The sequence below is a fragment of the Flavobacterium anhuiense genome (genome assembly GCF_050990855.1).
Taxonomy (GTDB): domain Bacteria; phylum Bacteroidota; class Bacteroidia; order Flavobacteriales; family Flavobacteriaceae; genus Flavobacterium; species Flavobacterium anhuiense_C.
In genome coordinates this window covers 218247-231238 of the sequence record NZ_CP158861.1, presented here as the reverse complement: position 1 = coordinate 231238, position 12992 = coordinate 218247, and the positions used below count along the sequence as shown (strand labels likewise).

Below are 12992 nucleotides of genomic sequence, written 5' to 3'. Positions count from 1 at the left end.
TTTGAGAAAATGTTTTTGTTTTAAGAATAAAAATAGAAATTGTTTATCCTTTGTTTAAAGATAGTGAATTATCTGTTACGTTCGATAATTTCGGCTAATAATTTTTTAGCACGCAAAAGTTTTACTTTAACGCTGCTTAACGGCTCATCAATCTTAGTAGCAATTTCCTGATAAGACATTTCTTGAAAATAACGAAGCTGAATTACTTCTTGGTAGTGTGGTTTAAGTTCTTTGATGCATAAGAGCAGACGAGAAAGATTCTGTTCTTTAATTAGCGCATCTTCTGCAGATGGAGTAGGGTCGGCAATGTTGTATGCTTGTTGGTCTTCGTTGTCTGTGATTTCTATAAAAAGATTGGTTTTCTTTTTTCGAAGCAAATCAATGTAGACATTTTTTGCAATTGCGATAAGCCAGGTATTAAACTGAAATTCTGGATTATAAGAAGCTATTTTGTCAAAAGCTTTAGAGAAGGTTTCTATGGTAATATCTTCTGCGGTAGTTTCGTTTTCAGTTCGTTTGAGCATAAACGCGTACACCTCATTCCAATAATGATCTAATAAAAAAGTAAAGGCGATCTGATCGCCTTTTTTTGCTTTTTCTATTTTAGAATTTATTTCCAATATACTGGTTTTGAAAAGATATTAGTTATAAAGATATTAATTTGCGTTAATATAAGCGCTATCTCAACAACTGGAAACCAAATTTTAATATCTTTTTCTTTTAATTTTCCTGCTGAAAATCCAATAACTGTCCATACAACAGTATAGCGCGTTGCTAAAATTGCTAATACGGCAATCCATTGGAATTGAAATGCTAATAATACAATAACTAATAAAAAGAAAAATAATTGTGAAAGGAAAAATAATCCTAACTGCATTTTATCAAAAAACTTGTAATGTTCTGCAGTAGAAATGTGTCTTCTTTTTTGAGTAAACCATTCTTTGTAAGTTAGCTTAGGTTTTGAATACGTAAAACTTTCAGGCATATAAGAAATAGTGGTATTTGTTTTATTTGCCGCTTGGTTAATGAACAAATCATCATCACCAGAGCGGATCTGAATGTGATCAATAAAACCATTCACATTAAAAAACTCTTCTTTTTTGTAAGCAAGATTTCTTCCAACTCCCATATATGGCAGGCCTATTTTTGCCCATGAAAAATATTGCATTGCTGTTAAAACAGTTTCAAAGCGAATAATCTTGTTTAAAAAGGAATGCTCCACTTTTTCATATCCACCATAACCTAAAACGATTGTTTTATTCATCGTAAATTGTGAAGTCATAGAAGTGATCCAATCTTTAGAGCTTGGAAAACAATCTGCATCTGTAAAAAGTAAATATTCTTTCTTAGCAGCTTTTATTCCAAGTGTTAAAGCATATTTTTTATTTCCCCAGAAAGCCTCATTGTTTTCGACTTTTACTAAACGAATATTAGGGAATTCTTTTTCAAATTCTTCAAAAACTTCAAGTGTTTCATCGCTAGATGCGTCGTCAATTAAGACAATTTCAAAATCGGGATAATCTTGCTGAGCTAAAAGCGGAACGTATTTTTTTACATTCTCTTCTTCATTTTTTGCACATACAATTACAGAAACCGGAAGGTTTTTAGGTTTCATATGCTGTGGTTTGGCAAAAGCAAATTTCCCAAAAACTCCTAAATAATAAAATAATTGAACTACAACAATAGCAATAAAAAAGTAAAATATGTATATAAGCATCTGGATTTAGTTAAACTATTAAAACCTAAATTTGCGAGAACAAATGTAACTATGAAATACTAATTTTCAATGGTTAAAACCGATTTACTTTCGGTATTTTGACATTTCTTTTGCAACAGCAATAGCCTGAGGGTTTTCGGTTTTTTCCAATTCCGAAATTATGTTTTTATAATTGTGATCGTCGCGATTTTGAGAAAGTTTTTTAGTAGCTTGAATCTCTTCAATTTCTATTTCAAAACCAAATATTCCACGTGCTTCGCGCATTGTTTTTTCGGATAAATCTTCAACGCGAACAGGGTTTTCTGAATTGACTTCATATTTGTCAACTAATTTCTTTAATTGTTCAACTGAAGTTTCGTAATCTACTATCTTGATTCTTCCGTAAACATGTACAGCTATATAATTCCATGTTGGCACATTTTCATGATCGTACCAAGATGACGAAATATAACTGTGCGGACCCGTAAAAACCGCTAAAACCTGATCGTTTTGTTTAAATCCTTCTGCTTGCGGATTTAGTTTTGAAATATGTCCTTGAAGGGTTTCTTTTCCTTCGGCATTGACTTCAAGTTCTATCGGAATATGAGTTGCGGTTAATTTTCCGTTCGTCTGATTAATCAGGATTCCAAAGCTGTTTTCTTTCAAAAAAGCTTTGATTTCTTCTTGATTTTCGTTTTTGTATAAATCGGGTGTATACATTTGTGTTGTTTTACTGCCACGAATTTCACAAATTTCCACGAATTAAATTTGTGCCAATTAGTGAAATTTGTGTTTTAAATCACATTCACTTCTGCTTCGATTTGAATGCCAAAAGTTTCATAGACGGTTTTTTGAACTTCTTTTGAAACTGCTAAAATTTCTTGCCCAGTTGCATTTCCGTAATTTACTAAAACCAATGCTTGGTTTTTATGGACTCCAGCATCGCCAAAACGTTTTCCTTTAAAACCAGCTTGTTCAATTAGCCAACCCGCTGGGACTTTTACTTCTGTTTCTGACACTTCGTAAAATTTCATTTCTGGGAATTTTTGGTGGATTTTTTCGAAATCAGATTTCAATAGAATCGGGTTTTTGAAGAAGCTTCCGCTATTTCCTAATTCTTTCGGATCTGGCAATTTACTTTGTCTAATCGCGATTACAGCATTACTAACATCTTTTAATGTTGGTTCTGTAATGTTGTTTTTAGCCAATTCTGCCAAAATATCTCCGTAAGAAGTATTGATTTTATGATTGCGTTTGGTCAATTTAAAAATAACCGAAGTAATAATATATTGATCTTTTGCTTCGTGTTTGAAAATACTTTCGCGGTAGCCAAAATTACATTCTGCATTATCGAAAGTTTTCATTTCTTGAGTGGCAATATTTATCGCTTCGCAAGAAACGAAAGTGTCTTTGATTTCAGTTCCGTAAGCGCCGATATTCTGAACTGGAGTTGTACCAACATTTCCAGGAATAAGCGACATGTTTTCTAAACCTCCAAAATTATTGTCGATTGTCCAAAGAACGAAATCATGCCAAGTTTCGCCCGCCTGACTTTCAACCCAAACAAAATCATCGTCTTCTTTGGTGATTTTTTTTCCTTTTAAATCAATATGAATAACCAAAGCGTCAATGTCTTTCGTCAAAAGCATATTGCTTCCGCCTCCTAAAATGAATTTTTTTTCGTTTTTGTTTTCGGCTAAAACTGTTTTTAGTTCAGCAATAGAATGAACAGCAACAAATTGTTTAGCACTGGCTTCAATGCCGAAAGTGTTGTGTTTTTTTAAAGAAAAATTGGATTGGATTTCCATAAATAAAAGGCTTTTTAATAGGATTCAAAAGTATGAATTATAAGTTTTGGTTTAACCTCAAAGATGCGCAAAGTTTTTAGCCACAGATTAAAAGATTAAAAAGGATTTGTAATCTGTGCTAATCCTTTTAATCTGTGGCTGTTTAAATTTTGATAATTTTAAAGTAGACTATTTTGTGAGTTGAGCAACTCATGATATTTCTCTGAAATAAGCTTCATGTTAATATCATAATTAGCATTTTCTTCCACAAATTTTCTATTTTGAATAATCGCTTCATTTCGTAATTCAGGATTTTCAAAAGACCAGATTAATTCTTCGGCAAGCATTTCTAGATTATCAATTTCAATTAATTGACCGTTTTCGCGATGTGTAATCCAGCTTTGGTTTCCTGGAATATCAGAAACTACAGGAAAGCAATTAGAAGCCATTGCTTCAAACAAAGATGCCGAAACACCTTCGGTAATGGGCATGCTGATGTAAATGTTCGATTGCTGTAATAATTTAGGCAGTTCTGTATTCGGAATTCTTCCTGTAAAAATCACTTTGTTTTCGATTTGAAGTGCGGTAGCTAAATCTTTCAAAAACTGTAATCTTGTTCCGTCACCAACAATTGTCAGCGAAAAATCAATTCCTTTTTGGTTTAGGATTCCGAAAGCTTTTAAAATAGAATCATGTCGGTATTCTGGTTGAAGCGAACGCGTGACAATCGCTTCAATTTTGTTTGAATGATTTGTTGAAGGAGTGAAAAGTGATAAATCAATTCCTTTTGGAAGCACCAAAACTTTGTCCATATCAACACCAGTTGCTTTCATGTGAACGGCCATCACTGGTCCCCAAGCATGAATTAAATGGGCTTTTTTGAAAGCATATTTCTGAATGAATTTTTTAAAAGGATATAATTTAGATTCTTCAGGCCATAAATCGGTTCGTCCTTGCTGAGCAATAGCAATGGTTTTAGAATCAGATAATGCCGCAAGAAAGCCATAACTAGTCGTTCTTTCTGCAATAACCATATCTGGTTTTTCTTTTTTAATGATTTTGCGAATAGAAAGAGGTGCAAAGAAATACTCTAAAATACGTTTGAATCTCTTATTGTTTGAAGTTTGAAGTTCCCAAGTGATAATTTCAAAATCACCAAATTCTTTTAGGCCTTTCATCCAAGTGATGGCGTCGGCACGATAAGATTCTCCAAGAAAAAGTATTTTTCTTTTCATTCAGTTATTGTTTTTTGCCACAGATTAAAAAGATTAAAAGGATTTTGCATTTGCGAAAAATTAATCTGTGGGAATCTGTGTAATCTGTGGCAAATAAAATTAAAATTCTTCAGTTTCCAATGCGCGGTTGATGAATTCGTTTAGTGGTTTTAAAGCAATAAGTTTTTCGCTCATTTTCTTTACGAAATCTTTTTTTGTTACTTCTGAAATATCATAAGGCTGAGTTGCAGTAAAACTTTTCAATTTTAAGAATTCAATTGCTGGATGGTCTTTTTCGTAACCGCGAGGCATGCTTTTTAATGAATTATTTTCGTTTACATCTAAACTTCCAAATTCTTTTTTGAAGTTTTTGTCGTTTAAAATTTCCTGTAAATCATCGTAGAAAAAAGCAATTTCTTTACGGACTTTCTTTAAATCTTCCGCTTCAGGCGAATAAAATCCGCCGGCAATAAAACTGGCTCCTTTTTCAATGTGAACATAATAGCCAGAACGATTTGCGCCTTTTGCTCCAGCCGACATCCAAACACCCAAATGAGATTTATAAGGTGATTTGTCTTTAGAAAATCTTATGTCGCGGTTGATTCTAAACGTACAGTCTTTTATTTCTAGAAGTTCAAGCGATGGATCAAGCGGTTTCATTGCATCCAGAAAATCACTCACCAGCTGGTGGTAATCTTTTTTGAACACTTCGTATCGTTTTTTATTGTCCTGAAACCATTCTCGGTTATTGTTTTTTCTTAAATCGTCTAAAAATTGCAATGATTCTTTCGTTAGCATATTCCTTAAATATTTATTGCAGTTATTTTTTAAATTTTACTCAGGCTAATTTACTGATTTCTATTTTGGAATTAATCTTGAAAGCTGATACAAATTGTACCATTTTTCAAGAATTAAAGATTGAAAATCTTATAAGTCTGATGCGTCGATTTTACAATCGCTTCGGTTCTTTCTGGATGAGTGTCAGAAATAAAAAGCTGTCCGAATGTTTCACTGTTTACCATTTCTATGATTTTGGCAACACGCGTTTCGTCTAGTTTGTCAAAAATATCATCAAACAAAAGAATTGGTTTTACACCGCTTTGTTTTTTCAAGAATTCAAATTGAGCCAATTTTAAAGCAATCAAAAAAGATTTCTGCTGTCCTTGCGATCCGAATTTTTTTATCGGATGTGAATCAATTTCAAAAGACAAATCGTCTTTATGAATTCCGACAGTTGTGTAATGCAATGCACGATCCTTATTAATGTTTTCTTGTAAAAGAGTTAATAAGTCTTTTTCAAACAAATGACTTTCGTAAACCAGCTGCACACTTTCCTCAGATCCTGTGATTGCCTGATGGTGTCTATTAAATATAGGTATAAACTGCTCTAAGAAATCTTTTCGTTTTTCAAAAATTGATTTTCCGAAACCTTGCAATTGTTCGTTATATATAGATAAGGTATCGTTGTCAAAAACATGATTTAGTGCAAAATACTTTAAAAGTGCATTTCGTTGTGTAATTACTTTTTGGTATTGTATTAATTCGTGGAGATAAGTTGAGTCTAACTGCGAAATCACGCTGTCCATAAATTTACGGCGTGTTTCACTTCCTTCAATAATCAGGTCACGATCCGCTGGCGAAATAATTACAAGCGGAATAAATCCGATATGATCTGAGAATTTATCATAAGGTTTTCCGTTTCGCTTTAAAACTTTTTTCTGTCCTTTTTTTAAGCTACAGACAATCTGCTCGGTTCTCTCATTTTTTTCGAGTTCAGCATCAATTACAAAAAACTCTTCACCGTGTTTGATATTTTGCACCGCAAGAGGATTAAAGTAGCTTTTTCCGTACGTCAAATGGTAAATTGCGTCGAGCACATTGGTTTTTCCAATGCCGTTTTTACCAACAAAACAGTTGATTTTGATGTCAAAATCAAAACTTGCTTCAGAAAAGTTCTTGTAATTGAATAATGAGATTTTATTTAAATGCATTTTTTAGGGACTCCATGTGTACTATTTACTGTTTTTTAGCAGTAAAAATTTGAGGCTGCAAATTACCGAAAATTATCGATATAATTGGCTTTAGAGCGATTCTCGGACAATTTATTTTAGCGCTTTCGCGAAAGCGCAAATCACAAAAGAAAATATTTCTTTTAAAATAGTGATAAAATTGAAATTTTTTACGTCATTTTCAATAAAAATTTTATTTTTGCCGTTCACTAAATAAATTTTAAATGGCAACTTACAATAAAAGAGGATATAAGACACCAAAAGAAAAGGAAGTAAAAGAGGTAGTTACTGAAGAGCAACAAGTAGTTATTGATGAAAAGGACAGTACAACAGCTGCTGTTTTCTCGAAATTAGACGAAACAGCTTCAAGAACTGAGGATTGGGTGGCTAAAAATCAAAAAATCATTATTGGTTTAGTTGCTGGTATTGCAGTTGCTGCGATTGGATATTTAAGTTATCAAAAATTTATTGCGGCTCCTAAACAGGAAGAGGCTGCAAGTGAAATGTTTGTTGCGCAACAAAACTTTGAAAAAGCTGTAAACGGTGTTTCTAGCGATTCATTATTTAAATTGTCATTAAACGGTTCAGAAGGTAAATTCGGATTTATTAAAATCGCTGACGAATATTCTGGAACTGATGCTGGAAATCTTGCAAACTACTACGCTGGTATCGCTTACTTAAATACTGGTAAATTTGATGAGGCAATTAAATATTTAGGTGAGTTCAAATCTGAGGATGTAATCTTAAGCGCTTTAGCTAAAGGTGCTACAGGAGATGCTTACTCTCAAAAAAATCAGCAAAAAGAAGCTTTAGATTTTTATGTAAAAGCTGCTGAGTCTAATAAAAACGATTTTACAACGCCTCGTTTCTTATTAAAAGCTGGAAAAACTGCTTTGGCTTTAGGGCAAAAAGAAGATGCTTTGAAATACTTCAACGATATTAAAGATAATTACGACAGTACTCCAGAAGCAGCATCTGTTGATGCTTTAATCGGATTAGCACAATAAAAATTTTAGACTTTAGATTTAAGATTGTAGATTTGTAGTATTAAGAATCTAAAATCGATAAATCAAAAATCTAAAATATAACAGATGGCTACTGAAAATAAAAATCTATCAGAATACGATAAAAACACAATCCCAAACGCGAAAGACTTTCGGTTTGGGATTGTTGTTTCTGAATGGAATGATACTATAACAGAAGGACTTTACAATGGTGCTTTTGATGCTTTGGTTGATTGCGATGTTCCTGCTCAGCAAATTATCCGTTGGAACGTTCCAGGAAGTTTTGAGCTGATTTACGGAGCTAAAAAAATGCTTCAAACACAAAATGTTGATGCGGTTATCGTAATTGGATGCGTAATTCAAGGAGAAACAAAACATTTTGATTTTGTTTGCGAAGGAGTTACACAAGGAATTAAAGACTTGAATGTTCAAACTGATATTCCAGTTATTTTCTGTGTTTTAACAGATAATAATATGCAACAATCAATTGATAGAAGTGGAGGAGTTCACGGAAACAAAGGAACTGAAGCAGCGATTGCGGCAATTAAAATGGCGTATATTCGTCAGCAGGCTTCAATAGCTCACGTTTTTAATCAGCCATTATTAACTTCGGGAGCGCTTCAAATTGAAGATTCACCAAAAAAGATTGAGAACGAATAGTTTTTCTTTTGAAAGAAATTTGAAACCTATGCTTGTTAAAAGTATAGGTTTTTTTTATGCTTTTTTTGTGATTACGTTAAGTCGGATCGGATTCGGAATTATATTACATTTGAGTTGATCTTTAATTTAAATTTTATGAAAAAATATCTACTTTATACTTTTATTTTGTGTTTTAGTCTAGGCTATGCTCAGAATAAAATCAATGAAAATTTAAAAAGTGAACTTGAATCAATTTTGAAATCTGACCAGATTCTTAGGGAATATATCAATTTTGATACTTCCGATGATCGAAAAAAAGAAATAGTAAAAGAACTCGGTCGTGAGAATGATCCGAATTTTAGAAAAGGTATTTGGCTTGAGATGCAAAAACAAGATTCGCTTAATTTGATTAAAGTGGAAGAAATTATTAAGCAATATGGCTATCCTGGAAAAAGTCTTGTTGGCGAACCTACAAATATTGCGGCATGGTACGTTATTCAGCACAGTCAAAAAATTGCAGAATATTTGCCAATGATTGAGAAAGAAGCGAAAAAGAAAGAAATACCTTTTACGTACTTTGCAAAAATGCAAGACCGCTTTTTAACACAACAAGGAAAAGAACAGATTTACGGAACGCAGGGGCAGATGAAACAAATAACAAATAAACAGACTGGAAAAAAAGAGTTTTTTAGTTATGTTTCTCCGATTGAAAATCCTGCTAAAGTTAATGAACGAAGAAAGAAAGCAGGTTTTACAACTACTGTAGAAGAAAATGCAAAAGATATGGGAATGGAGTACAAGGTTTATACCTTAGACGAGATCAAGAAAATGGATTAGTTTTTTTTGAGTCTAACTGGTAATCATTCTGTTTTATAGACTGTTGTAGTTTTTGTTTTTTTTATGATTGTTCTTGTTCTAAAAGCCAATCAAAATTCACTAAATTTGTACTTCTTGGTTTGTAAAAACCGAATCTAAACTTTAAAACTATTTTTGCTTAATGTCGAGTATTATTCAATTGCTTCCTGATCACGTTGCTAACCAAATTGCTGCTGGAGAAGTGGTTCAAAGACCAGCTTCAGTTGTAAAAGAATTGTTAGAAAATGCGGTCGATGCTAAAGCAACTGATATCAAATTAATTATAAAAGATGCTGGCAAATCACTAGTTCAGGTGATCGATAATGGTGTTGGAATGACCGTTACAGATGCCCGTTTGTGTTTTGCGCGTCATGCTACTTCCAAAATTCGTCAGGCGGAAGATTTGTTTTCGCTTGGCACAAAAGGTTTCCGTGGAGAAGCTTTGGCTTCTATTGCGGCGATTGCCCACATGGAAATGAAAACCAAACAAGATCAGGATGAACTAGGAACGCATATTGTAATTGAAGGAAGTAAATTTGTTTCGCAAGAAGTGGCTGTTTTGCCAAAAGGAACTTCATTTGCGGTTAAAAACTTATTTTTTAATATTCCTGCTCGCCGTAATTTCTTAAAGTCGGATACGGTCGAATTTCGTCATGTTATGGATGAGTTTCAGCGCGTGGCATTGGCACATCCTAATATTCATTTTAGTTTTTATCATAACGGAAGCGAGATGTACAATCTTCCGTCAGCAGGATATCGCCAACGAATTGTGGGCATTATGTCTGGAAAAACGAATGAAAAATTAGTTCCTGTAAACGAAGATACCGAAATCATAAATGTTCAAGGTTTTGTATGCAAGCCTGAATTTGCTAAGAAAAATAGAGGAGAACAGTTCTTTTTTGTAAACGATCGATTTATAAAAAGCAGTTTCTTGCACCACGCGGTAATGTCTGCTTATGACGGATTACTGAAAGATGGTTCTCAGCCAAGTTATTTCTTGTATTTGCAAGTGCCGCCAAATACAATTGATATTAACATACATCCAACGAAAACAGAAATCAAATTTGATGACGAACAAGCATTGTATGCTATTTTAAGAGCGTCGATCAAACATAGTTTGGGGCAATTTAATGTTGCTCCGGTTTTAGATTTTGACAGAGATGCTAATTTAGATACACCGTATCATTATAAAGACGTAGAAGCAGAAGTGCCAACGATTCAAGTAGATGGAACTTTTAATCCATTTACTGATGATAAAACCAATCAGCATTATAGCAAAGCTGGTTCTGGATCGTCTGGGTTTAGTTCAGGTTCTTCTTTTTCGTCTTCATCAGGATCATCTTCCTCTGGGGCGTCCTATTCTGGATCATCCTACTCAGGTTATTCCAAAAGAGTAGAACCAACGGCAAGTTGGGAAAGTTTATATGTTGGTCTGGATGTAGAAAATCCAGAAAGTGTAGAAAGTTCGCCTTTTACATTCGAAAATGAAGAGGTAACTTCTTCTTTGTTTAATGATGAAGAAGTTGAGCAAGCTAGTCAGAAGACGTATCAAATTCATAAAAAATATATCGTTTCGCCAATAAAATCAGGAATGATTATTGTTGATCAACAGCGTGCGCACCAGCGAATTTTGTACGAACAATTTTTGCTGAATATGACTGTTAATCAAGCGGCGAGCCAACAGTTGCTTTTTCCTTTAGATTTGTTTTATTCGGCAGCTGAGATGGAATTGATTGAAGAATTAAAGCCTTCGCTAGCAACAACGGGATTTGTTTTTGACGAAAGCAAAACCGATCATATTGTGATTTCTGGAATTCCAGTCAATATTACAGAAAGTGAAGTTTCGCAAGTGATAGAGCAATTGCTGAGCGATTTGCAGGATGGAATTCCTGGAAACAGTTACAGTCAGAACGATACCATTGCCAAGTCAATGGCAAAAAGTTTAGCGGTTAAAACAGGATCTTATTTAACCGAAAAAGAACAAGATAATTTAGTAAACGGTTTGTTTGCTTGTAAAGATCCAAATATTTCACCTTTTCAAAAACCTACTTTCATCACCATGCGTGTGGAAGATATAGATAAAAAGTTTGCAGTATGATGAATATCACTCCAGTAGTTAAACAGCTACTTATTATTAATATTATATTCTTTCTTGGCGCGCAATTAGTGCCAATTTCTTATGAATATCTTGCTCTTTTCTTTCCAGAAAATCCTGGGTTTAGAGTTTGGCAGCCAGTGACTCACATGTTTATGCATGGCGGTTTCGGGCATATACTATTCAATATGTTTGCATTATATTCTTTTGGGTCTACATTAGAGCATTTTTGGGGCGGAAAAAAGTTTTTGTTTTTCTACATCTCATGCGGTCTAGGAGCGGCTTTGGTTAATTTTGCAGTCAATTATTACTTCTATCAAGATAGTCTTAATATTTTATTGGGACATGGTTATGCGAAAGCTGACATTTTAAACATATTAAATCAAGGTAAGATTGATACCAGATGGCAGCAAATTTTGACGGCTTCAGAGTTTAAACATTTTACAAGTGCTTATTTTGGAACTGTAGTAGGTGCTTCTGGAGCAATTTATGGTTTGTTGGTGGCTTTTACTTTTATGTTTCCAAATGCAGAATTGGGAATTTTGTTTATTCCTATTCCAATTAAGGCAAAATATTTTGTGCCGGTTTACATGCTTTTATATGATGGTTTTTTTGGAATCTTTGGAAGTTCATTAATGGGAATCGAATCTGGAATTGCACATTATGCACACATTGGAGGAGCCTTTTTCGGATTTATGATTATGTGGTACTGGAAAAAAAATCAGTTTAATAACAACCGTTGGAATTAATTTTTAACTTTAAAGTACAAATTCTAAAAACAAAGAAGTCTTTATGAACATTCTGGACGATTTAAAATTACAGTATAGATTGGGAGGTATTGCTATGCGTGTTATATATTGGAATATAGCATGTTTTATTGTATCACTTATTTTTTTCTATAATTATTCAAATGGTCTATTTGATTTTCCAAGTTGGATTGCTTTGTCTTCAGATCCTCAGGTTTTTATGTTTAAACCTTGGACGCTTTTGACATATGCTTTTTTTCACGACGGATTTTTTCATTTGTTGTTCAATATGATGGTACTTAATTTTGCCAGTTCCTTGTTTCTAACGTATTTTACTCAGAAGCAATATTTAGGATTGTATCTTTTAAGTGCTCTTTTTGCTGGAGTGGCTTTTGCATTGAGTTTTTATTTGTCAAATATCAGTGGTTCTATTGTGGGCGCCTCGGCTGCTATAATGGCAATTTTGGTTGCAGCAACGACTTATTCTCCATTAATGAATGTTCGCTTGTTCTTGTTCGGAAATGTAAAGCTTTGGCATATTACAGCTGTTATTATAATCTTAGATTTAATGCAGTTTCGTCTTGGAAATATGGGTGGACATATTTCGCATCTTGCAGGTGCTTTCTTTGGATTCATTTATATTAAGCTCCTTCAAAACGGTACCGATTTAAGTGCAATTGTTTCTAAAACGTTAGATTTCTTTGTAAATCTTTTTAGAAAATCTCCTACGACCCCATTTACAAAAGTTCATAAAAATTACAAAAAACCTACAGAAAAAACCACATCAAGAATTGTTACGAAAGACAAAACGCAACAGCAGATTGATGAGATTTTAGACAAAATTAGTCAGTCGGGATATGATTGTCTGACAAAAGAAGAAAAAGAGTTTTTATTTAAAGCTGGAAAATAAACTTGTAGGAGGAAAATATGAAAAACCTTTCTTGGTT

13 protein-coding genes are annotated in these 12992 nt (G+C 33.4%); 6 read left to right on the top strand and 7 right to left on the bottom strand.

The window, feature by feature from the left end:
* Positions 1-68: 68 nt before the first annotated feature.
* The 7 genes from ABTV69_RS01110 to recF form a co-directional block, all read right to left on the bottom strand.
* A complete protein-coding gene (locus ABTV69_RS01110; protein WP_433833503.1) occupies positions 69-620 on the bottom strand; it encodes an RNA polymerase sigma factor in 552 nt (183 codons plus the stop codon).
* On the bottom strand, positions 611-1717 hold the full coding sequence (locus ABTV69_RS01105; protein WP_433833501.1) for a glycosyltransferase: 1107 nt from the start codon (positions 1715-1717) through the stop codon (positions 611-613). The genes ABTV69_RS01110 and ABTV69_RS01105 overlap by 10 nt, the downstream gene beginning before the upstream one ends.
* A gap of 84 nt (positions 1718-1801) precedes the next feature.
* Positions 1802-2416 (bottom strand): FMN-binding negative transcriptional regulator, encoded by a 615-nt coding sequence (locus ABTV69_RS01100; RefSeq protein WP_433833499.1) that lies wholly within the window; start codon positions 2414-2416, stop codon positions 1802-1804.
* Positions 2417-2490: 74 nt separating this feature from the next.
* Entirely contained in the window at positions 2491-3504 is a 1014-nt protein-coding gene (gene murB, locus ABTV69_RS01095) for a UDP-N-acetylmuramate dehydrogenase (protein ID WP_433833497.1), read from the bottom strand.
* A gap of 158 nt (positions 3505-3662) precedes the next feature.
* Positions 3663-4718, bottom strand: a complete 1056-nt coding sequence (locus ABTV69_RS01090; RefSeq protein ID WP_433833495.1) for a glycosyltransferase — start codon at positions 4716-4718, stop codon at positions 3663-3665.
* Between the two features lie 99 nt (positions 4719-4817).
* A complete protein-coding gene (locus ABTV69_RS01085) occupies positions 4818-5495 on the bottom strand; it encodes a DUF2461 domain-containing protein (protein ID WP_433833493.1) in 678 nt (225 codons plus the stop codon).
* Between the two features lie 113 nt (positions 5496-5608).
* Entirely contained in the window at positions 5609-6688 is a 1080-nt protein-coding gene (recF, locus tag ABTV69_RS01080) for a DNA replication/repair protein RecF (RefSeq protein WP_433833491.1), read from the bottom strand.
* A 242-nt stretch (positions 6689-6930) separates the two neighbouring features.
* Between recF and ABTV69_RS01075 the strand changes: the two genes are divergently transcribed.
* From ABTV69_RS01075 to ABTV69_RS01050, 6 genes are all read left to right on the top strand, one after another.
* Positions 6931-7713: a tetratricopeptide repeat protein gene (locus tag ABTV69_RS01075; protein ID WP_433833489.1), complete on the top strand. Its 783-nt coding sequence runs from the start codon at positions 6931-6933 to the stop codon at positions 7711-7713.
* 84 nt (positions 7714-7797) lie between these two features.
* Positions 7798-8370, top strand: coding sequence for a 6,7-dimethyl-8-ribityllumazine synthase (gene ribH, locus ABTV69_RS01070; RefSeq protein ID WP_433833487.1), 573 nt, complete (start codon positions 7798-7800; stop codon positions 8368-8370).
* A 135-nt stretch (positions 8371-8505) separates the two neighbouring features.
* Entirely contained in the window at positions 8506-9186 is a 681-nt protein-coding gene (locus tag ABTV69_RS01065) for a DUF6624 domain-containing protein (protein ID WP_433833485.1), read from the top strand.
* A 160-nt stretch (positions 9187-9346) separates the two neighbouring features.
* Positions 9347-11302: a DNA mismatch repair endonuclease MutL gene (gene mutL, locus ABTV69_RS01060; protein WP_433833483.1), complete on the top strand. Its 1956-nt coding sequence runs from the start codon at positions 9347-9349 to the stop codon at positions 11300-11302.
* The gene (locus ABTV69_RS01055) at positions 11299-12048 is read left to right on the top strand and encodes a rhomboid family intramembrane serine protease (protein WP_433833481.1); all 750 of its coding nucleotides are present in this window, start codon (positions 11299-11301) and stop codon (positions 12046-12048) included. Before mutL ends, ABTV69_RS01055 begins: the two co-directional genes overlap by 4 nt.
* Positions 12049-12091: 43 nt before the next feature.
* Complete coding sequence (locus tag ABTV69_RS01050; RefSeq protein ID WP_433833479.1) at positions 12092-12955, top strand: rhomboid family intramembrane serine protease; 864 nt, start codon at positions 12092-12094, stop codon at positions 12953-12955.
* Positions 12956-12992 lie beyond the last annotated feature (37 nt).

What these genes read in the sequence shown, in the direction of transcription:
- ABTV69_RS01105 (WP_433833501.1), bottom strand. Translation starts at nt 1,717, where the DNA reads ATGCTTATATACATATTTTACTTTTTTATTGCTATTGTTGTAGTTCAA.
- ABTV69_RS01100 (WP_433833499.1), bottom strand. Translation starts at nt 2,416, where the DNA reads ATGTATACACCCGATTTATACAAAAACGAAAATCAAGAAGAAATCAAA.
- murB (WP_433833497.1), bottom strand. Translation starts at nt 3,504, where the DNA reads ATGGAAATCCAATCCAATTTTTCTTTAAAAAAACACAACACTTTCGGC.
- ABTV69_RS01090 (WP_433833495.1), bottom strand. Translation starts at nt 4,718, where the DNA reads ATGAAAAGAAAAATACTTTTTCTTGGAGAATCTTATCGTGCCGACGCC.
- ABTV69_RS01085 (WP_433833493.1), bottom strand. Translation starts at nt 5,495, where the DNA reads ATGCTAACGAAAGAATCATTGCAATTTTTAGACGATTTAAGAAAAAAC.
- recF (WP_433833491.1), bottom strand. Translation starts at nt 6,688, where the DNA reads ATGCATTTAAATAAAATCTCATTATTCAATTACAAGAACTTTTCTGAA.
- ABTV69_RS01075 (WP_433833489.1), top strand. Translation starts at nt 6,931, where the DNA reads ATGGCAACTTACAATAAAAGAGGATATAAGACACCAAAAGAAAAGGAA.
- ribH (WP_433833487.1), top strand. Translation starts at nt 7,798, where the DNA reads ATGGCTACTGAAAATAAAAATCTATCAGAATACGATAAAAACACAATC.
- ABTV69_RS01065 (WP_433833485.1), top strand. Translation starts at nt 8,506, where the DNA reads ATGAAAAAATATCTACTTTATACTTTTATTTTGTGTTTTAGTCTAGGC.
- mutL (WP_433833483.1), top strand. Translation starts at nt 9,347, where the DNA reads ATGTCGAGTATTATTCAATTGCTTCCTGATCACGTTGCTAACCAAATT.
- ABTV69_RS01055 (WP_433833481.1), top strand. Translation starts at nt 11,299, where the DNA reads ATGATGAATATCACTCCAGTAGTTAAACAGCTACTTATTATTAATATT.
- ABTV69_RS01050 (WP_433833479.1), top strand. Translation starts at nt 12,092, where the DNA reads ATGAACATTCTGGACGATTTAAAATTACAGTATAGATTGGGAGGTATT.